This window comes from Luteimonas saliphila (genome assembly GCF_016774335.1).
In the GTDB taxonomy this organism is placed as follows: domain Bacteria; phylum Pseudomonadota; class Gammaproteobacteria; order Xanthomonadales; family Xanthomonadaceae; genus Luteimonas; species Luteimonas saliphila.
The window spans coordinates 130448-151165 of record NZ_JAETWA010000031.1; the positions used below are offsets into that span (position 1 = coordinate 130448).

Sequence of the window (20718 nt, forward strand, 5' to 3'; positions counted from 1 at the left end):
AGCCCGGCCGATGAATCATCAAGGGAACTAGGAACCAGCATGAGCGTTCGCCCCACAGGTCGAGTTTTTCCCACGGCAGCCGGCGCAGACCTGGTGATCGAACGCAGCTTTCATGCGCCGATCGAGGACGTGTGGGCCAGCGTTAGCGAGCCCGACCGCTTGGCGCGCTGGTTCGGGCGCTGGAGTGGCGAAGCGGGGCCGGGCAAGTACGTGATGCTCCAGCTGGGTTTCGAGAAAGACGCGTCGCCCTGTCGGGTGTTGATCGAGAGCTGCCGACCACCGGCGCACTTGGCGGTGTGCATGAAAGACGATCACGGCGACTGGCGTCTGGAGCTGACGTTGGAGCAGCGTGGCGACACGACCCAGCTTCGTTTCGTGCAGCACCTGACCGATCCCGGACTGGTGGGCGACACCGGCCCCGGCTGGGAGTATTACCTCGACATGCTGATAGCCGCGCACGGCGGGCAGCCGCTACCGGATTTCGCCAACTATTACCCAGCCCAGCGCGAATACTTTGCCAGTCAAATCGTCGCCTAGCAGGTTGCAGGGGCAGACGGCTGAGCACCGGGCGCAGGCAGTCAATCGCTACCAGGTCGGCCTACGCCTCGGGCAGGCCTAGCGCCGGCGGCACTCCGTCTCTTCCAATTCCGTCATTCGGACCCCTGTTTTCGTGCGGGCTTCTTCGTCTTGGCTGCAAGAACAGCGGCCTGCATCGCGCCCAGCGTTCTCTTGCCTGCCGGGAACTCGAACACCTTGCTCTCGACCAGGGTGTAGATGCGCTCGCCGTTGGTCAATGTGACCTGCAGAAACGCCAGGTGATCCGTCCATGAGCGATAGCGGCGCACCATGAACACGCTGTGTTTGGAGCTGACCGAACGAATGCGGGTCAAGGGAATCTGCCGGCGGCGTCCGACGCCGGACATCACCAGCGCATCGTCATGGATGAACGCGGGGTCAGATTTCTTCACCCGAACATACTCAACAGCAAAGCGCCCCCACAGGATGAGAAGCAACGGCGCAATCACCGATATCTCGGTGCGCTTCATCTCGGGCAAGGCGAACAGCAGAAGAACACCGCTTGTCGCGAAAATGGCGAGGGTAATGAATCGGTAGAAATAAACGCTCTGGAATTCCATGAAAGTCAGAAATCGAGTGTCCATGCGCGCGTGGTGCCCGGTGATCGTGCCGAATGTGGATGACGTGGCTCAAGGGAAGTTCCTGATGCGCCGTGGAGTGTGCCGACGCGGGGCGAGAAGACTCCAGCCTGACCCCCCGTCTCCGCCCCTGTGTAGACTGGACGTCTTCCATGCCTTGGATGGGGGTCACGGGGCGCTTGTGACAGCCCGGCTCGCACAGCGCCACGGAAAGAGTTCCTGCCGCCCCCCTGGCCGCCCTCTTCCTCCCTCAGGTCGATACCTTTTTCTACCGGGGCCTGCGCAGCATAGGCGTCACCGGTGGCGCCCTGCCCACCCGGATCTCGCCGACCGCCTCGAACCCATGCTGCGCGTAGAAGGGAACGTTGTCGGGCTTGGACGCTTCCAGGTAGGCCACGGCCTGTTCCCGGTCGCAGCGCGCGAGGGCATGCCGCATCAACGCCGCGCCAATGCCCCTACCCTGGGCACTCGGATCGACGCCGATCTGCGGCAGATACCAGTGCGGTTCCGATGGGTGGCATTGCTCCATCCTTGCGAACGCGGCGAGGAGGTCGTCCAGGTGCTCGGGCTTGGCCGTCTCACGGAACATCGTGGCCAGGCGTTCCCCGCCTGGCGCCACGCCCGGCGGCAGCCAGAGCGCAACGCCGCTGAGATCGGCGGACGCATAGGCCGTCCCATGTTCGAAACAGGCACCTGCGAATTCGCGCGTGGCCACGGGCATGGCCTGCAGGTAGTCATGCGCCGAAGGCCAGGCGAATCGCGCGGGCGGGTCTGCGACGAAGGCAGCCACGATCGTCGAGACGACGCGCGGCATTTCATCGGGCGCGGCACTGCGAATCTCGAGCGCGGGACGAGTCACGGCATCCTCTCCGGTCCAGGCGGCGAGAGACATTCTGGCCGGCGGTGCGTTAAGCGGGTCGATGCAGGGCGGGCGCGCTGCCGGGCCTCACGGCGAAGCCCGGCACCGCACCCTGCCCGCTCAGTGCAAGGTGGCTCCCGGTGAGTGCCAGACCGCAGGCCCAGGCGGTGGCAGCTTCGGCATGGGTGCGTCGAACGTGGTCCCGTGGCCGGTGGGCAGGCCATAGACCGCGTGCGATTCGCGGACGCGGCGCTTCCCACGGAGCTCGTCGGGAAGCTGCTGCCCGGCCACCTGGTCCATGAGCTTGCTGGCGGCCTCGGCGTCTTCGAAGATCACCTCGCCGAGGACGGTGGGCGTGCCGTCGGCCAGGTTCATCCGCTCGAGGCCCAGGACCATGTCGCCATAGGCATGCAGCCGGTCGTGCAGGCGGTTGAGGGCGTCCAGCTGGTCCATCGTCATGCCGATGACGAGAGGGGCGGCGGTGGTTTCCGCGTCGGCATCGACGGCGGTGCTCGCCTCGCCCGCCCCGTGAACGTCATCCCGGGCCCTCGTCGGCGGCGCCTCTCCAGTCTCATCGTCGTCCCGCGCCTCGGCGGCCAAGGGCTCCTCGGGCTCCTCGGCCTCCTCCGCGTCCTTCAGGTCGTCCTCGTCGCGTGCCTGCGACTGCTCGTCATCCACCACCCGCTCTGCCGGCCACGTCACCTCGTCCAGCACGCGCTCGGCCTGCTCGGCCAGCAGTTCCAGGCACACGGCCATTTCGTCCCCGCTGATCTCGGGGCCAAAGCCCGTCTCCTCCTCGTCGTGCCTGCGCGGCTGCGCCAGCTGCGACAGGAATTCCATGTGTGCGTGCAGCTTCTTCAGCCGGAAGTGGCTCTCCTCGGGCAGGAAATAGCCGGTGGTGTCCATCTCGTCCAGTTCGTACTTCGACATCGTCGCCTCCTCGTTCCATGAAAGGACCACCCGCCGCCATGCAGCGGGTGAGACATCGGGAGATTCGAAACCGCACGGAGCCGCAGGAAGACATCCGGAGGGTCGTAGCATGCCGCACCGGTCCTGGAGCGGGTCTGGTCCCCGCCCTTCGCCGGCGCACGCCCCACGACGCGGAATCTCCAGCCGAGCAAGCCGCAGGTTTCCATTCTCGCGACCTCGAAAGTATCCAATAAAGATACACTGGATGTCAACCGTGCAGAAACGACAGATGTTTCCTTGCCCTCGAAAATGCCCGCAATGAGCAGTTCCTTCGGTACACGGCTGAAACAGTTCCGCGACGCGCGGGGGTGGTCGCAGGAGCGCGTGGGCTTCGAACTCGAAGTAAGCAAGGCCACCGTCTCAAAATGGGAGACTGGCCGCGCCCAGCCGAGCCTGGCCCACCTCGCGAAGATCCGCCGGCTATACGCCTCCGACGGACTGACCCTGGACTACCTGGTCGACGATACGTTTGCCGCACGGACGCACCAGGGCGAAGCGCGCCTGTATGTCAGCGAAGGGGCGAGCGAGCCCGCAAGGACGGCGCAGAACGAGCAGGAAGTCGCCCTCCTCACCCGTTTCCGTGCGTCATCACCCACCCGGCGCCGCAGCTTGCTGAACCTGTTGGCGGAGTAACGGCGAAAGCGCGAGGACGCCGTAAGCCTCCCCTCCGACTGCGAGGATTTGCCGGAGAACGTCCTGGGGATTACGGCCTGCCATCTGTTCGCCGCCCCAAGGCGCGACAAAACGGATTAGTCCCCTCCGTCCCCAGTATTCCCTTATCCGGACCACCCATGCGATCTCCCGTACCCGACTACCTCGCCGACGTGCTCGATGCCGTGCGCTCGATCGACGATGGCGCGCCCGCCGACTACATCAAAGTGCTGGCCAAGGCCGACACTTCGCGGCTCGCCGTGGCGCTGGCCACCGTTGATGGCGAAGTCTATGCGGCGGGCGACAGCGACGTGGCGTTCTCGATCCAGTCGATCTCCAAGCCGTTCGCCTATGCGGCCGCCATCGAAGACGTGGGCCTGGACGCGGTGCTGGCCCGGATCGGCGTCGAACCGTCGGGCGATGCCTTCAACGAGCTCTCGCTCGAGGACGGCACCCATCGGCCGATGAATCCGATGATCAACGCCGGCGCGCTCGCCACGCATGCACTGGTCGCCGGCCCCGATGCCAGCGGCCCGCAGCGCGTGGAGCGCCTGCGCGCGCTGATGTCGGCGATGGCCGGTCGCGAACTCGGCTACGACGAAGCCGTGTACGAGGCGGAACTGCGCGACGCGCACCGCAACCGCGGGCTGGCGCACATGCTGCGCGCCGGCGGCATCATCCACGCCGAGCCCGAGACCATCGTCGATGGCTACGTGCGCCAGTGCGCCGTGAGCGTCACCGTGCGCGATCTCGCCCTGATGGCCGCCACCCTGGCCAACGCCGGCGTGCAGCCGCTCACCGGCCGCCAGGTGATCGATCGCGCCGGCGTACGCCAGGTGCTGTCGGTGATGACCACCTGCGGCATGTACGACGCCGCGGGCGACTGGGTGTCCAACGTCGGCATCCCGGCCAAGAGCGGCGTGGCGGGCGGCATCATCGGTGCCCTGCCCGGCCAGCTGGGGCTTGCCGTGTTCTCGCCGAAACTCGATGCGCACGGCAACAGCGCACGTGGCGTGGCCGTCTGCGAACGCCTCTCGCGCGACATGGGCCTGCACATGATGGATGTCAGCCAGATCGGCCGCGCGGTCGTGCGCAAGCTGGTGGTGACGCTGGCCGGCGGCAAGGGCCGCTCGGGCGATGCCATCGTGCCGGTCTACGAACTGCGTGGCGCGGTGCGGTTTGGCGGCGCCGAACTGTTGACGCGCGCACTGGCGCACGACCTCGGCGAGGCCAACGATGCCGGTGGCGGCCGCCATCGCGAAGCCACCGCGGTGATCCTCTCCCTGTTGCACACCCATTCGCTCAACGATGTCGCCACGCGCATGCTGCTGGAGAACCTGCGACGCCTGCACGCCGGCCGCCGCATGGTGGTGCTGGTGGATCCCGACGGCGTGCTCGACCTCACGTCCCTCGACCACGCGCAGCGTCCACGGGTCGTCGCCACCGATGCCGAGGCGCAAGCCGTGGTCGGTGGCGATGCCTGCCGCATCGTCGCCAGCCAGGAAGACACGGGGCGCTAGGCGAGAGATTCGGGTTGGTTGTCCCGTACGCAAGCCCCGGACGCTTCAATGCAAAACCGGGGTCACTCCACCCCGATACCTTTTTCTCTTACCGGGTGCTGGCCTCAGCTGCAGGACCAGCCAGGCTGGCGATCCACGCCGACAACGCGGATTCGTCGGCGAAGTCGCCTGTCCAGACGTGCGAGGGCCGGTAAGGCTCGTTGTGACCGCGGCTGCGTCCGCGATAGACCTTCATCGGGATCGACGCCGTGGCCAGGCCGCTGGGAAGCGGCTGCTGGCGGATGTCCATGTATACGGTATCGGCCGAGGTTTCGCCGCCGACGTGGATCGCACCCAGTGGCAGCCACAGGTCCAGCGCATCCAGGCACGCCGAGGCGCAGCCGGCGTCGGCCAGCACGTACACCGGTGCATCCGCGGCCAGCGCGCGCGGACGCATGTCGACGGGCGTGTCGGGTTTCTCCGCATCGGCCGGATGCCGCCACAGCTCGTCACCGCGGGCGAGCGCTTCGGACATGCCGCGATCGATCACCTCCACCCAGTGCAGCAGTTCGGCATCCGGTTCCGGCTGCGCACGCAGCATGCCGCCGAACTCGCGGATCGCCTCGAGGTTGGCCGCATCCACGCGCCAGTCGACCCGGCTCTCGGTCGGCGGCAGCGCGGCGAGCGCGGCGTCGCCCCACAACCGCCGCGCGATCTCGCGGCTCCAGTGCGAGGAGCCGCCGCCGTTGCCGCGCAGGTCGAGCACCACGTGCCGCGCCTCCCCCACACGCGTGGCGTCGTCGAGTGCGCGCAGCAGCGCAGTCAGTGCGTCGTCGTCGGCATCGAAGCTGGCGGCCGCGATCCACAGCTGGCCGGGCCGCGGCGCGCGCACGCCGGTGGTGGTGCCGTGGAGCGCGCGGGTGGCTGCGAAGTGGGTCGACAGGGTGTCGGCATCCAGCGTGCGCCAGGCCAGGGCCACGTCGTGCTCGCGCCCGTCGTACGCGAAGCTGCAATGCGTGGGCGGCTGCGCCCAGGGATCACCGGCATCCAGGAACAGGCGGCCGCCATGGCTGACCCGCTGCGCTTCGAGATGCCAGCGGCCGCGGACCCGTCCGATGCGATCCACCGCCATGGCATCGGCAGCGATGCCGTCGCAGGCCACCAGGCGCGCGCCCACCGGCGGCAGGTCCGGTGCATCCAGCCGGGTGGCGACCACGTGCCCGGTTCCCGACCAGCGCGTCAGGAAGCCGGGCCAGCGCGTGGGCAGCTCGGGCGCGCCGTCATTGCTCGAGAGCTGGACGTGGCCATCGTCGAAGCCGGCCTGGAATTCGCGCATCGCCCACCAGTAACCGGCGAAGTCGGTCACCTCGTCGGCGCGCGCCAAAGCCCGGTCCAGGCCCGCATCGAGGTGCGCGGCAAACTGCGGATTGCCGGGATCGACCGGGCCGGGGTGGCTGGCCTGCACCGCCGCGTGGAATGCGGTGGCGTCATCGCGCAGGCGCTCGGGCCAGTCGGGCTCGGCACTGACCGTCAGTGGCAACAGGGTGGCGGCGCCGAGCGCGGCGACGAGCAGGCGGGTGCGGTCCATGGTGGAACTCCGGGCGGCGAACGGCTATTCCATCCCGGCAGCAGTGTCCGTGCACGTGGCGGGAGTCATGGAAAAGGTCCAAAAGGTGTCAGGGACAATTCTCATTGGCTGACGGCCGCCCGCGGCCACGCAGCCCAGCAAACTTGCCGGTGCGCTTCGCCACCCATGCCTGGAACCGGTCCGAACCCAGCACCTTCTGCTGCTGCAGGTGCGCGCGAATCTCGGCCACCAGCACCTCGTCCAGCGTCTCAGCAACCAGTGCCCGGTAGACATCAGCGCGAGCTGGCCGATTCGCCCCCAGCGCCAGATACTCAGGATGCGGAGTGACCAACGGATCCTCCCGGTAGCCGGCGTTCGCACCATGACTCGACCAAGGATAGTCGCCCGGCTGTGCCACCATCCATGCCCGCACCGGGTTGAGCTCGATGTACCGGCTGCAGGCCAGGAAATAGCGGCCCGAGTCCACAAGACAAGCCTTGAACCGCCCTTCCCACAGCGTCCCCGTGCGGCCATGTCGTCCATTGAACAGCCCGGTGTAATTGCGTGCGAACGTATGCATCAGCCGGGACACCGCGCCAGCGCTGGCAGGCGTCAGCAGCAAGTGCACGTGGTTGCTCATCAGCACATAGGCGTGCAACTGGCAGTCGAACCTGGCCAGTCCCTGCCGTAGGCATTGCAGATACCGCTGGCGATCGTCATCGTCCAGGAAGCACGGCAAGCGATTGTTGCCGCGCTGCACCACATGCTGCGCGACACCTGCAAAGTCGAATCGAGGTGGGCGGGCCATGCCCCTAGCGTCGCTCGCCACGCCACCTGGCTCCATCAGACTCCGGCGCAACACCACGTCGGAGAACGCCTCACTGCTGCGTCGGCAATTGTCCCTGACACCTTTTCCCCCGGCGCTGCCATCAGGGGGCCGCTTCGATGGCATCCAGATACGCGTCGAAGGCGTCGAGCACGAACTCCGCGGGCTGCCATTGCGCCGTGCAGGCGCTGTCCAGCGGGGCGTCGGGATCAGCCAGGAACGCCGCCTCCATTTCGACCAGGCAGGTGTCGAGCACCCGCGAGACATGCGTGCCACCCGGATGCTCCAGCAGGATGGCGTTCGGCAGCGAGGCCTTCGCGAGCCGCGCATCTTCCGGAGGCGTCACCGGATCGAAGTGCAGGCTGAAGAGCAGCACGGGCAGGTCGCTGGACACTGGATCACGGGCGTCGGCCGGCACCGGAGACGGGCGCCAGGCTGCGCACAGCCGGTCGAATGCGTCTGCTGGCAGGATCGCCCGGGCGAGATGGGGATGACGTTCGGCGGCGGCGCGCATGTCGTCGGCGATCGGACGGCCCCTGGCGATGTCCTGGCAGTTGACCGTCGCGTTGACGATGGAGAAGGCGTCGCCCGGCTCGGGCAGGAAGAAGTCCCAGCCGACGGAGTTGGCGCCGATCCAGGGCGCCAGCGCGCCGGCATCGCCGTGTGCGGCGAACTCGATGGCGGACGGCACCCACACATAGTCGTCCATCGCCATCAGCGACCACAGTGCGTTGAACAGGTCGGATGGCAGCAGCCGGCGTCCGTCGTGGTGCAGTGGCGTGCGGTCGATGCGGTCCATCGCCTTCGCCAGCGTGCCCGCCAGGTCGGGATGGCGCCTGGCGCACGACGGCGTGCGGTTGCAGTGGTCCTGGATCCTCGCCAGGGCCGACGCAAAGCTGCCGACCGTATCGTGCAGCGGCGAGTTCGGTGGCAGCGGGGTGCCGATCACCGCCGCGCGCAGGCCCTCGGGACGCGACCGGATCAGTTCCAGCGTGGTGACGCTGCCGTACGACCCGCCGTGGGTGTAATAGCTCGCGTAGCCGAGCGCGCGCGCGATGTCGTCGATGTCCCTTGCGTTCTCGCGGCTGGCGATGGCATCGAGATCGGCGCCGGCGTCTTCCAGTTGCCGGTGGCACTCGGCGTACTGGCGCAGCTTGGATGCGAGCCTGGCGTCGGTGGTGTCGCCGCTGACCGCGTCCACCCGGCACGAGAGCCGCGGTTCGGAGCGGCCCAGTCCGCGATAGTCGAAGAACACCACGTCGTGTCGCTGGCGCAGGCGTGTCGTCCGCGCGCCGCCGAGGTAGGCCAGGCGCATGGGTTCCGGGCCGCCCAGGACGCGGATCACCGGCGGCAGGCCGGTGGACCGGACAGCGGGAAGCCGGACGACCCAGAGTCGCAAGCTGCGGTGGTCGGTGCCGTCCCGGCGCGCGCCAACGCGCACCCAGCCGCACACCGCATCCTGCGGGGGCGTCGCATCCGTTGCCTCCTCGAAACCACAGGGCGCGGCTTCGAAGGTAGGCGTCACCGCTTCGGATGCGGCCAGTCCGGCGGAGTACGCGGCTCCACAAAGACCGCCAAGCAGGAGGCTGGACAGCGCGGCAACGCGACGTCGGTCCACCGGTGTTCTCCCTTCGATCGGCGTCTGCCGATGCCTGCCGCAACGCAACCCGGGGCGGCATGGGGACAATGCCACGACCGCCGCCCACCTGCACGATCGACAGAACCGGGGTGGAAGCCTTCGAGGACGGGATTGCGGAGGGTCACGGGGTCGGGTCTACATTTCCGACACGATCCCGGGCCACGGGCCAGCGGACGGTCGGATGGCCGCACACCATGCAGACGAACATGGCTCGCTGTCCCCGCATCGATCTCCCGGGCATCGCGCAACACATCATGCGGCGCGGCAACAACCGCCTGCCCTGCCTCCTCTGACCTGCCCCCTACTGGACGTACCAGTAGCACCGTAGCCCGGATAAGCGAAGCGCATCCGGGTCAGCGAAGCGCATCCCACTCAGGGATACATACGCGGACAAGGGAAGCGCACCCGGCGCGCGCGTGTGATGGGGGCTTGCCGGCATTCCCGGATGCGCTTCGCTTATCCGGGCTACGGGGACGCCCGCGGCGTTGACTCCATGCGGCGAAGGCAGGCGCGGCGCGCTCCGCCTTGCGATGGGCGAACGTTCGGGGAAACAGCGCTGCACCGGGCCTCCCGTCCCCGCCCTACAACGCCAGCTCCCACGTCTGCCCCACCAGATCCCGCCCGAACGAGCGATGCGGCTCCTGTGCGGTCAGGCGGAAGCCCGCGGCCTCGTAGATGCGGCGGGCCGAGACCAGGACATCGTTGGTCCACAGCGTGAGCTGCCGGTAGCCGAGTTGCCGGGCGCGGGCGATGCAGGTGTCGACCAGGCGCCGGCCCACGCCCAAGCCGCGGGCATGCGGTTCGACATAGAGCAGGCGCAGCCGCGCGACGTCGGGGGTGTCGCCCTTCATCAGGAAGATCGAACCCACCACCTCGCCGCCGCGCTCGGCGATCCAGCCGTCCTCGCGGGTCGCGTCGAAGCCGGTGGCGTAGTCGCCCAGGATCCGCGCGATAAGCGCTTCGTAGGTCCAGTCCCAGCCGTACTCGCGTGCATAGAGCACCGCTTGTCGATGGATCACCCAGCCCAGGTCGCCAGGCACCGGTGCCCGCAGCGTGACCTCCACCGGCAATGCCTGCTGCGCATCGAACGCGCCCTGGATGGCGTGCATCGAGGTTACCAGCGCTTGTTGGCGATCGCCGGCCAGCGGTTGCAGCACCGAGGCCATGCGTCGACGGGTGCCTGCGTCCAGTGCCGCGAACGCGTCGCGCCCGGCCGGCGTCAGCGACAGCAGCCGGCGCTTGCCGTGCGCGGGGTCGACTTCGCTGGCCAGCAGTCCGCGGCCGGTGAGCGTGCGCACCACCCGGCTGAGCTGGGCCTTGTCCATCCCGAGCGTGCGCGTGAGATCGGCCGCCGCCTGCCCGCCCGCGGTGGCCAGCTCGTACAGCACCCGGCCTTCCGGCAGCGACAGGCCGCTGTCGGGCAGATGCTCGTCCAGCAGACCGACGAGGCGGGTGTAGAAGCGGTTGAATTGCCGGACCTCCTGGACCACATCCATCGCCCCGCCCTTCTATGTTGACTTTGTCAACACTCTAGCCGGAGCCCGCCGGGGTGGCAAGAACTGTTCGCCACGATCCGCGGCGGCATCGAGTACGTGATCAACAACCAGTACCTGTGCTCGGTGGGGTTTTCGGTGACGCGCGGCAGCCTGCATGGTTGCGGCCGAGGGGGGAGCGACGTGGTTCCGGGGTGGCCCGAGCGAACGATTAGTTGCTTCCGTCCCCTTTAGTTCACTCCGAGGTCAAGTCGCCATGATCTCGATAATGCGACAGGCGATCTCACGGTTGCGCCGCGTCAGTCGGCGAATCGAACTGAGAACACGGCTCTCCAGCTCATCCATCGCAAAATCCTGCGTGAGCGCGGTCGGGGTCAGGTCCAACCCGTCCAACCGCATCGGCCCACGACCGGTGGCCAGCCACTCGAAGGACACGCCGGCAGCCAGAGCGATATCGACCAGGTGCCCAATGCTCGGCGACGTCCCTTGGGACGGCTTCTCCCACTGGGCGACGGCACTGCGCCGCACACCCGTGGCCGTCGCCAGTCCTGACTGGGAAAGCCCCACCAGTCGCCTGCATTGCCGGATGCGGACATGCATATGACTCACGGCGAACCCTCCAATCCTTCCCCTGGACGGTGGACAGCGGTACTGGCCTGGTAAGCGAATCTGCTGCGATTCTGTACAGGAACGCTGCCCGGGCCCTTTTCAGGCCATGGAAGTTTCGATTTTCTGGCCCACGGCAAGTGGATCTGACGACGCGTTGGCGGCTTCGACTATTGCTCCTTCCACTCCGTTGTGTGATCAGTGTCACACGGCACGGGGAATGCCGGGCGTCACGAAACAGTTCGCGATCACCGGGCTGCCGCCCCGATAGTTTCAGAAGAATCCGACCGCTGCTCTGGCTCGGGGGACAAGGGCCGGTTCCAGAGACCATCTGCCTGACCCAAACCCCGAAGCCCCTACCGACCCCAAGGGAAAGGGGTCGAAGGGAACCACACGGAACTGATTCTCTCGAACTTAATTCCCTGCGGCCCATTTTGGCAGCACCTGAACCCCAGTAAATCTCATCCGCAATACGGATAACTGGAGCGAATCATGTCGACGTTCCCTTCGCGCTTTGCTGATTGCGCTGTCAACGAACACGAGAGATCGAACAACGGAGCGGGGAAGGAAACAAGGAAGCCGCACTCCGACTATGTAGGAGAGCACTGGAAGTCCATCGGCACCGCGGCCGCCAGTACCCGTGGATAGCCATCCTGGAGTGTGTCATCTCGTTGTGCAACTCAGTGGCGGTCAGCGGCGAGCCGCATCCGCCTTTCAGAAACTCGGCCGTCGGTCAATGCAATAGGCTTAGGGGAGTACACATGGACGCTCGTCGCTACCCTTCTTTTCAGCGCTATGGTGTCGTCGGGCTGGGATTCCTGCTGGCCGGCTGCGTAGTGAACCCTTACGTCAGAAGCGATATGCCGCGCGACGGCGAGAGATATTATGGCGTGTGTGGAGATATCGGGAAGAATCGAAAAAATGAGGATTTTGCGCTGGATTTCGCAGAGTGCACTCGGCGAAACATGGCTGACAAAGCCGGCAGGTACGCAATGATGAACAATGCGGGCGGCGCGACACTACTCCAGATTGCCGGATTGGCGGGCTACAGCGGAATTCGCGGCGGCAATCAAGCCCAGGTGACTGCACTGACGACAGGCGGCGCCTCCCTTTACGGGGCACAGCAGTACCTGTATCGCAAACCTCGAGAAGCTATTTACTGGTCAGGTTCGGAAGCCATAGGGTGTGCGATCGGCGTGACTCGTCGAAAGATTTTGATCAGTGACGAGCTGAAGAAATTGCCCGATCTGAACACGGCAGAGGAATTCGACAGAGCCCGGATTGGCGAAGCCGAAGCGAGAGTCCAGGTTGGATCTCTGGAGAATTGTGGCCAGGTTAAAGATGACGTCGAATCCTTGATGGAACTGGTGGATTCAGTTGCCACCGCGGACAAGTACAAGTTTGCCAAGCGGGAACAGGACGTAGCGGAGCGCCGAAGCATGCTGGCGCTGAGCGCGGCTTCAGCCGCGGGCGACCTGACTACGGCCACCACTGCGATAGCAGACGCCGTCAATGGACAGCTCTCCCGCGAGCAACCCGACCCCAGTGAACTTGCCAAACTGCTGGCCGCTCTCAAGCCTTCAACGCCAAGTACGGCGCCGGCAGCGGACGATTCCGCAGACGGAGACCCCGACGCAGGAACGGCAGCGGCGCTATTGATCAATGGAATCATCCCGCTAGTTGATCGCGTAAGGGAAGCTCCCAAACCAAGCTGCAAGGTCAATGCAGCGAAGGTGATCGCATATCGTCAGGCTTCCGGCCGCTTCTTGTTGGCTGGCGCAGCATATGATCGGTCCCTACGAAACGCCGAAGCCCACCTGAGCGCGCTTGAGTCGCTGTCCGGTGGCAATGGCAGTGCCAACAAGGTGTCGTTCTGCACACTTGGACGCGCCAATACGTTACTACCGTTCGGATTGCAGCTGGCCCAGCAGGGCACGCAGAAGATAGAGCTTGGCAAGACCCTGTCGATCCCGATTACGGGCGGTATACCACCGTACTCGGTCGTAGCGGTTTCATCGTCCGATTCAGGCATCGGGGCAAGCATCGGATCTACAGACATCGGTGGCTACAAGGTGGAAGTCAGCGCCGCGGCACCGGCCAAGGCATCTTCCAAGGCTACGTTCTTCGCCAACGACGCCGTAGGGGCCGGAACGATGTTCAGCGTGGAGGTCGCCAAATAGCCTCCCGGCGCAACAGCGGCTGAGAGCCCGAACAAGCCGGCGCTGCTGATCGCCGACCTCAGACCCGCACGCCGCCCGCGCAGAGCGAATCCAGAGAGTAAGTCAACCTGTCACCGTTGTTCAGAATGCGACGAGCCAATTCTTGAACGAAGGGAAGAAGCAAACAATCTGTGCCAGATTCGGGAAATTTCGAAGTCGCCCCAATGGGAGCTGAAGGACAGTGAATACCATCTCGTCATAGCGGCAGGAACTTACGCCGAGGTTATATCAGCCTGCTCTTTTGCAGAACAGTGAGGAATCATCTATGGATAGCAGGACCGTTCGAATCTTGTTAGCTACTTCGTTTCTAGCAATATTCTCGAATGCGAATGGACAGGCGCATGAAGAAGTAGAACTTATGCCTGATTTTATTCTCCGAGAAATACTGGTCGACGGTTACGAAACTTCCACGGACCAACTTGCTGAAGGTGGAGCCATCGAGCGCGGAATTCTTGATGCCTCCAAGGCGTGGAGCCACGATGAACCTATTCGCGTCTGCTTTTTTGAAGGCAGCCGAGAGCTGCGAAGGCGCATCGTGAGCGTCGCGTCGGCATGGGAGTTGGCAGGCACAACCATCAAGTTTGATTTTGGTGATCGAAATAATCCGCAGCTATGCGGAGCTGGCTCGATCTACCACATACGCGTTGGCTACTCAATGCCTGGCTACTGGTCCTATGTGGGACAAGATAGTCTTGTGTATGCCCGGCAGACACAGCAGAGCTTGAACTTGGCCAGATTCAATGTCTCAACGATCGATGACCCCACATTCCGCAGAGTAGTGCTGCATGAGTTCGGCCATGCTCTGGGCCTACATCACGAGCACCAAGAACCTGACGGATCGTGCGAAGCTGAGTTCAACTGGCCGGTCGTGTACGAGAAGCTAGGCGGGTATCCAAACTTCTGGGAAAAATCTGTTATTGATTACAATATGAGAAGCCGAGGTTACTTCGCTGGCGACGTAAGGACAGGGTTCAACCCAAACTCAATCATGCTCTACTCATTTCCTCCTGTTTATTACTTGAGAGGAGAGGATAGCCGGTGCTACGCACCCCAAAATACCACGATATCGGCCGGCGATGTTGAGCTGATTGCCAAGGTTTATGGAGTCGGTGTGAGGCGCGGACAATTGGATAGTTATGCTGCCATACGGGCGGCAATTCCAACGTTGCCCGCTGGTGAACAAGAGTTCGTGAATCGTAGACTCGATTTTCTCCAAGCAGACATCAAAGAGAAATCCGAGATCATTGGAAACGTTAGACCAGAGTTGCTAGACGTGGACGTCTTCGCATGCAACGCGAACGGAGCATCGATTGCTCTAAGAGACGAAGTCGTCAAGCAGCTGGCTTCGCAGCCTTCCATTGGCAGACTTCGGTCGAGAGAGCAGATCTATCCGAATGGCGATAAGCTTGCAAATGGGGTTACAGTCGTCTCAGATACTGGACACCCCGAGTCGGACCAAGCAAAACGCGTTGAGGCAACTTTGGAAACAGCACTTCCAGGCTTGGTCATGTCCGTGGCAAACGATGGCAGCGTGTCGCGCTGGTATATCAGTGTTGTGGCCTGCGCAAAGTCGTAGCTTTTCTGACTTGTGCGGTCGGCCGCCTCTGCTGTGGGTGACGGTTCGGCGAGGCCAGCAGGCACGCGGACTTGGGCTTGTCCGTCTCTAAGAGTGTGATCTGGGCGCCGCGCCTACGCATCTGGTCTGTCCGCCGGGCAGTTGAACGTGCACGCCGCCCATAAACGGCCTAAGCCTTGGCTTCCGAAGCCCGCCGACAGGCTCATTTGCTCGGCGGACGGGCCTTCTCTGCCGGACTACGAACCGTTTCGCCCGGCGCGCGGGCTTATCTGGTCCGCGCGCCTGCTGATTTTGCCCACCGGCCGGGACATTTGGCCGGGTGGCAGGGTGTTTCGAGCGGCGAGCCGCCTAATCTGCTCGGCGGGCGGGATGATTCGGCCGGAGCACCGGCTTCCGAAGCCGGCCGGCTGGCGAAATCAGGCGGCCGGCCCCGAAAAAAGCCCAGCGGACGGGGCTTTGGGGGCGTTGCAGTACTGGGAGCGGGCCCTGCCCGCCCCCGGAGCCAGCGCCTCACTCGGCCGGAGTAGCGCTGGGCCGACGATTGCTGCGGGTGAAGCGGGCCCCAAGGCTTCGGCGGCGCCTTCCAGGCCGCGGTTGCGGCCGGAGACCTTGAGCAGGCCGTAGCCTTCGAGCGCGGTGTTCATCAGGTCGCTGCCCAGCGCCATTTCCGAGTCGGCCACGCGCTCGGTCAGGCGGTGCAGGCGGCTGAGCACCGGGCGCAGGCGGTCCATCGCCACCAGGTCGGCCTGGGCCTCGGGCAGGCCCAGCGCCGGCGGCACGATGTCGGGGTTCTGCTCCAGAACGTTGAGGGTCTGGCGCACGAAGGCCTCGGATTTGTCGCCCATCTTGGTGATCTGGCGGCGGGTGGCGTTGTCCAGCGCCAGCAGGCCGGACAGGCGGGATTCCAGGTCGGACAGCGCCGCGTTGACGGCGGCAACGTCCTCGTCGGACAGGGTGAGCGACAGTAGGTTCTGGGTCACGGCAGGCTCCTTTGCATTCCATGTGAGTGGGTGCCCGGCGCGCGCCGGGCCCGTGCACAGTGCCAAGGGGCGGCGGGATGGGTGTCGGGGGAAAGCGCGAACGTTCGTAGGGAAAACCTGAAAGCCGCTTAGGATTAGTCGAGCTGCCCTCTCTTCCGCTCGCTGACCTGACCAAATTCTCTCCCTCGTACAGCCCCCTAGTACGGTCTCAGGCTAATCCTTGGGAATCGAGGGCCGGGCATCGAGAACACGTTCCATTGGCCCGAAAGGGCTCCGAGCCCTCTATGTCAATAAACCTCCAATCCGTGGCCGACCCGCCCCAGTCTCATCGTTGTAGAAACCGCCTGCAGAAAACCCCAGCAGGCGCTAGCCTAGGAGAACAAGATGCGAACGATTCAGGCCGTTGGCACGATCCTTGTGGCTTCAATCTGCGGTTCATCTAATGCCCAACAAGCACAAATGTGCAACGCGGCGATCTCAACGGGCATTAGAGACAATTACTCAATAATGACCGAGCAAGAACAATTTGAACTATTTCAGAGGCGCCTGTGTGATGTGAAATTCGAGAGTCACGAAAACTTCAACAGCAGCGCAGCTGGTCTTGGAATCGATATTCCCGTGGCAGAAGCAATTATTGGGTTGAGCGGCAGCACCGAAAGCAAGCGATCGAGCTTTCGAGAGAAGTACAGCAGTTACTGCGAAGCAAACTACTTTAATGCAGCCTACCGGTCTGCGTTTTCCGCGAACGTGAGCAAAGTAAGCGCGGTATTGGCAAATACATGGCTTGAGTGCCATAAAATGCATACAGCAGCGTGGTTGGCGGCGAATCAGAAAGGTATTTACATCGATGTCACGCCGCAGGAGAACTTCTCAGACTTCACCGTAACGGGGAAAAGATACACGCCAGATACGGGTCCAATGGTGGTAACTGATATTACTCCAGCCGGGTCATTCTCCTGTCATAGAAATGGTGCGCCGTTTGGTTCAGGTGCGAAAGTAGATACCAACGAATTCACATTCTCATGTACGAAGCCGCCACAGAAGACTGTCACAATTTCCCTCGACACCTCGAAGGGCGTATCCAACTCGGTAACAGTTCCGGCCTACTCATCGAAGATTGAGGAACTTAGTAGCAGGATCACATCTGAAAATCGAATCCTGCAAGACCGACTTGCTATTGTCGAGGCACAACTCCTGCGAATTGGCACAGCCAGTGAGAATGAAAAGCAACCCCAACCTCGCATAGGTGGAAACAAGAACGGCTGGGTCGCGGAAAGCTCTTGCCCAGCGGGCTACTACGTCTCAGGAGTCGTGGGCCAAGATCATGATAGGGGCGACTATTGCTATGACTGCATGAGTCGATTCAACGTAATCTGTAAGCCAGTTGTAAGCAGAGAGTAGATATTCAACACTGTTCCTGGAGGCCGGTCAGAGCGGCTTCCACCGTTTATTCTGGCTGGTGATCTGCCCCCCGACTGAGCCGTACCACGTGAAGCTGTAAAGTCCGACGTCCCCCCGCTTTCAGTAGCGGTCTGATCTGGAGTCCGGGTCACTGTAGCGGATTCAGCTAGCTGCTTGGCATAGGCGGCTGGCGTCAGGCCACCAAGTGCTTTCTTGGGTCGTTCTTCGCAGTACTCGCGCCGCCAGGTCTCGATCACCGTGCGTGCGTGGAGCAGGCTGGTGAACAGGTGCTCGTTGAAGCATTCGTCGCGCAGCCGGCCGTTGAACGATTCGACGTAGGCGTTCTGGTTCGGCTTGCCCGGCTCGATCAGCCGGAGCTGGATCCCGCGCTCATGGGCCCAGGCGACCATCGCCTTGCCGCAGAATTCCTTGCCGTTATCGGTCCGGATCACCTTCGGAAAAATCCGACCTAGAGGCCCGCACGAAATCTCGTCGCGGTAGCGAGCTGTGATTGTGCAATTGTGAAACAGAGTCGCGTTGGAACAGCCCTTATCTCTTTCTTTTTCTGTTAAAGGGCAAACTAAAGTCGACTCTTAACGGCGTCTCCTTCCTAGGACCGAAGCTCTCTTCCACAAATCTTTGCGTACATTTCTCGTAGAACGCCTGCGATTAGAGATGCTTCGGTCATCAAGTCAGTGTCAGGATCGGATAGTGCACCCTCATGAAGAAGTTGACTACGTAAACTGTACGCTCGATCGATCGCCGCTCTAATATCTCTGTTGCCAGGAAACCACGTGTCTGAGAGACGAAACAACGCCTGCCGTACAGACGTTTTCTTCAGCTGTAACAACCTCCCTTGCAGCGAAAGAAGCAACTCGGCGCAGATTCCGGTCTGGCCTCGGAGCAAAGAGACCGCCTCTTCAACGAACGCGTCCACCGCCGGTCCAAGACCCTCTTGCTTGGCAAGTGGCTCGAGTGCTGAAACGAGCGTGATGAAGCGCGTACGCTCATTTAGATCCAGAAGCCCAGCGCAGTACAATTCCATTGATAGAAATACGGCGCGATCGAGTGAGCGCACACTATAAGCGTCGACTATCTCGTCGACCACAATGGATTGCCCCCAACTCTGGTGCCCCTCGCCTGACATCGACGCACCCGAAGGTCGATATCGATCAAACACGACGGCAGGTTCATGCGTATGGTAGTTGAGCACCAACCCAAAGTTCATGCTGACAGCCGCGATTAGTAGAGCTTGAGCCAAACGCAATCCCGCTTCCTCAGCAGCCGCGGCAGTAGGGAATCCTTCCAAGAGAACATTAAAACGCCGCCCTCCTTCCCAAGAACTACTTCTGGCAGGACAAATCGTAGCAACTGCTCCCGATTCGAGAAGCAGCGATACATGCTCCAAGTTCCCAATATTCCCGCCGTGCAGGACTTGGAACGTGACGCGAGCACCGTACGGCCGCTTTGGGTCACGACTAGTAATTAGAAGCCGCTCTTGATCGTTCGACATTTCACTCAACGGAGTAATAAGCCAGACGCCTCACGTCAGAACGACTGACAGCAATGGCGCCATGACCGATGTGATCGCTCACATGAGCGGCGAAAGTAGTTGTGGCTATCCATCGCTCAGCACCCACTATTCTCTTGACAGCGTGAGTCGACTAGCAGTCGGATGCTCCTGCGTTGGCGTACCGATCGCCTATGCAAGCTCAATCGGGCGCACCAGTCTCCGGAACATCAACCTCAAGCTCTGCTTCTACAGAATCAACAATCTCTTCAACTGGCGACGAATCCGCATTAGCGGCAGCATCCGCCGCCCGTGCGAGGGGATAGTCTGGTGACTCACGAACACCAATTGGTCGCCGTTGATCATCGACCTTCCAGAACTCAACAATCTCTATTCCCCGGCGCCTTGGCTCCATGAATATGGAAAAATCGAGCGTATAAGCGACATACCTCCCCTGCCGTCCGGACGCTGCTGAGGTGTTCTGCGAAATGACGTGAAGAAGCTTGAAGTCCATCAACTGTTGTAGTAGTTCGTGTTGGTCGGGATGCTGCCTGGCGTCTTCGATGCTGATAAGAAATGCGGTCTTCTTCTTATCCTTTAGGCAGAACGCTACTAAGTCCGCATACACCCTGCCTAGTTTTTCAGCATCGTAACCAGCCTCCTCCTGAATATTGGCAAGCTTACTTTTATAAGAATGTTGCGCAGCAGATTTGTATATGAAAGTTGGGGTTAGTCGATCCCGTTTTCCGGCTCTAACGGAGAGATCAATCGCGTCGACGAAAATATTCAGGAAGTCTCTAGGGACACCGCCGGACGCTAACGTTAGCGCTCTAGGTGCGTCACTGTTAAACAAACCCGCGACGTCCATGTTGACATGACCCGCATTGCCCATTTCCGATAACATTGAATGCAGGTATGAATTCGTTCCCTCGAAGTCCTCGAACGTCTTGTCCAAGCTAATCTCTTCGACGTCTTGGCCCAGCTCGACGCCGATAGTCTGGCCCTCATGAACTCTCAATTGCGTACGATGACGTATCGTACCAACCTTCAAATAGGCATCGGTTCCCCGCAAAAGCCGATGCAAATAGTCGATGACGTGCGGCTGGAGATCTTTTTTTATTAGATAGAAGTCGTCAAGAAGGATAAATACCGTAGGCCAAGTGCCTTTGATTGAGGTTCGAATTGCACTCTTATAGTTCTGCAGATGACGCTCAAGATGGTCCAGCTTCTTGCTTTTGAAAGTTGTAGTAGTTTCTCGACCGCGGCTCGCCTTCAAGCCGATCCGCGGAGCGCCCACGGCTGGCGCGAGGTCGAGACCACCCTCGGAGCCGCGCGAATCTTTCTGACTTACATCAGCGTCCTCCGGATTATCCAAGAGGACACTCAGATCTTTTATGATCTTGCTTTGAGGCGTCTTCAAGAGACCAAAAAACTTTCCTTTAGCTCCCGGCAGGCGCTGAAAGACCTCAAGGAGTATCCGGATAAGTACGTCAGGGAAACCCAGCCTCTTGATCTCGTCGACACCTATGTAGATTGCGAGCGGATCCCTATTGTTTGCAGCCTGCCGAAGAAAGTGGACTTGTAAACATGACTTTCCGGAGCCGCGACGACCAAACAGCACTTGGTGTTGCGCGCTCGAAAAGCGCTGAAGATTGCCACCAAGATCAACGTAGACAGGGTCCTGGTTCTCTCTGATTCGAAAGCTATCTCGAATGAGGTTCTTAAGCGTCTGAACTTCCTGCGAATCAAGCATGCCCCCTCCTTGATCT

General features: G+C 62.4%; 17 protein-coding genes and 1 pseudogene. 6 read left to right on the top strand and 12 right to left on the bottom strand.

Annotation, left to right across the window (positions count from 1 at the left end):
* The first annotated feature begins 39 nt into the window (after window positions 1–39).
* A complete protein-coding gene (locus tag JMO03_RS08390; protein WP_202842407.1) occupies window positions 40–537 on the top strand; it encodes an SRPBCC family protein in 498 nt (165 codons plus the stop codon).
* A 113-nt stretch (window positions 538–650) separates the two neighbouring features.
* Here JMO03_RS08390 and JMO03_RS08395 read toward each other — a convergent pair whose 3' ends face one another.
* The 3 genes from JMO03_RS08395 to JMO03_RS08405 form a co-directional block, all read right to left on the bottom strand.
* Window positions 651–1136, bottom strand: coding sequence for a hypothetical protein (locus JMO03_RS08395; protein WP_202842409.1), 486 nt, complete (start codon window positions 1134–1136; stop codon window positions 651–653).
* A gap of 286 nt (window positions 1137–1422) precedes the next feature.
* Window positions 1423–2013, bottom strand: coding sequence for a GNAT family N-acetyltransferase (locus JMO03_RS21495; protein ID WP_202842410.1), 591 nt, complete (start codon window positions 2011–2013; stop codon window positions 1423–1425).
* A 120-nt stretch (window positions 2014–2133) separates the two neighbouring features.
* Window positions 2134–2943 carry an XAC0095 family protein gene (locus JMO03_RS08405; protein WP_202842411.1) on the bottom strand — a complete coding sequence of 270 codons (810 nt, stop codon included), beginning with the start codon at window positions 2941–2943 and terminating at the stop codon, window positions 2134–2136.
* Between the two features lie 297 nt (window positions 2944–3240).
* Between JMO03_RS08405 and JMO03_RS08410 the strand changes: the two genes are divergently transcribed.
* Both JMO03_RS08410 and JMO03_RS08415 read left to right on the top strand, forming a co-directional pair.
* Window positions 3241–3615 (top strand): helix-turn-helix transcriptional regulator, encoded by a 375-nt coding sequence (locus JMO03_RS08410; RefSeq protein WP_202842412.1) that lies wholly within the window; start codon window positions 3241–3243, stop codon window positions 3613–3615.
* A 158-nt stretch (window positions 3616–3773) separates the two neighbouring features.
* Window positions 3774–5153, top strand: a complete 1380-nt coding sequence (locus JMO03_RS08415; protein WP_202842414.1) for a glutaminase — start codon at window positions 3774–3776, stop codon at window positions 5151–5153.
* Window positions 5154–5241: 88 nt separating this feature from the next.
* On the opposite strand, the gene JMO03_RS08420 is transcribed toward JMO03_RS08415, so the two are convergent.
* The 5 genes from JMO03_RS08420 to JMO03_RS08440 all read right to left on the bottom strand — a co-directional run bounded on the left by JMO03_RS08420 (window position 5242) and on the right by JMO03_RS08440 (window position 11257).
* Window positions 5242–6720 (bottom strand): S41 family peptidase, encoded by a 1479-nt coding sequence (locus JMO03_RS08420; RefSeq protein ID WP_202842415.1) that lies wholly within the window; start codon window positions 6718–6720, stop codon window positions 5242–5244.
* Window positions 6721–6808: 88 nt separating this feature from the next.
* Window positions 6809–7507 carry a transposase gene (locus JMO03_RS08425; protein WP_202842416.1) on the bottom strand — a complete coding sequence of 233 codons (699 nt, stop codon included), beginning with the start codon at window positions 7505–7507 and terminating at the stop codon, window positions 6809–6811.
* A gap of 121 nt (window positions 7508–7628) precedes the next feature.
* Entirely contained in the window at window positions 7629–9050 is a 1422-nt protein-coding gene (locus tag JMO03_RS08430; RefSeq protein ID WP_202842417.1) for an alpha/beta fold hydrolase, read from the bottom strand.
* A gap of 695 nt (window positions 9051–9745) precedes the next feature.
* On the bottom strand, window positions 9746–10660 hold the full coding sequence (locus JMO03_RS08435; protein WP_202842419.1) for a bifunctional helix-turn-helix transcriptional regulator/GNAT family N-acetyltransferase: 915 nt from the start codon (window positions 10658–10660) through the stop codon (window positions 9746–9748).
* A 243-nt stretch (window positions 10661–10903) separates the two neighbouring features.
* Window positions 10904–11257: a helix-turn-helix domain-containing protein gene (locus tag JMO03_RS08440; RefSeq protein ID WP_238346013.1), complete on the bottom strand. Its 354-nt coding sequence runs from the start codon at window positions 11255–11257 to the stop codon at window positions 10904–10906.
* 767 nt (window positions 11258–12024) lie between these two features.
* Here JMO03_RS08440 and JMO03_RS08445 point away from each other — a divergent pair.
* Both JMO03_RS08445 and JMO03_RS08450 read left to right on the top strand, forming a co-directional pair.
* Window positions 12025–13443, top strand: a complete 1419-nt coding sequence (locus JMO03_RS08445) for a hypothetical protein (RefSeq protein WP_202842422.1) — start codon at window positions 12025–12027, stop codon at window positions 13441–13443.
* A gap of 304 nt (window positions 13444–13747) precedes the next feature.
* Complete coding sequence (locus tag JMO03_RS08450) at window positions 13748–15058, top strand: zinc metalloprotease (RefSeq protein ID WP_202842424.1); 1311 nt, start codon at window positions 13748–13750, stop codon at window positions 15056–15058.
* Window positions 15059–15474: 416 nt separating this feature from the next.
* Here the strand turns inward: JMO03_RS08450 and JMO03_RS08455 are convergent, their stop codons facing one another.
* Window positions 15475–16038: a hypothetical protein gene (locus JMO03_RS08455; RefSeq protein WP_238345999.1), complete on the bottom strand. Its 564-nt coding sequence runs from the start codon at window positions 16036–16038 to the stop codon at window positions 15475–15477.
* A gap of 384 nt (window positions 16039–16422) precedes the next feature.
* Here JMO03_RS08455 and JMO03_RS08460 point away from each other — a divergent pair, with 384 nt between their 5' ends.
* On the top strand, window positions 16423–17439 hold the full coding sequence (locus JMO03_RS08460; RefSeq protein WP_202842425.1) for a hypothetical protein: 1017 nt from the start codon (window positions 16423–16425) through the stop codon (window positions 17437–17439).
* 158 nt (window positions 17440–17597) lie between these two features.
* On the opposite strand, the pseudogene JMO03_RS08465 reads toward JMO03_RS08460, so the two are convergent.
* The 3 genes and pseudogenes from JMO03_RS08465 to JMO03_RS08475 all read right to left on the bottom strand — a co-directional run.
* Window positions 17598–17906, bottom strand: a pseudogene (locus tag JMO03_RS08465) (integrase core domain-containing protein); the annotation flags it as partial.
* Window positions 17907–18049: 143 nt separating this feature from the next.
* Window positions 18050–18748 carry a hypothetical protein gene (locus JMO03_RS08470; RefSeq protein ID WP_238346000.1) on the bottom strand — a complete coding sequence of 233 codons (699 nt, stop codon included), beginning with the start codon at window positions 18746–18748 and terminating at the stop codon, window positions 18050–18052.
* 403 nt (window positions 18749–19151) lie between these two features.
* On the bottom strand, window positions 19152–20702 hold the full coding sequence (locus tag JMO03_RS08475) for a hypothetical protein (RefSeq protein WP_202842427.1): 1551 nt from the start codon (window positions 20700–20702) through the stop codon (window positions 19152–19154).
* Window positions 20703–20718 lie beyond the last annotated feature (16 nt).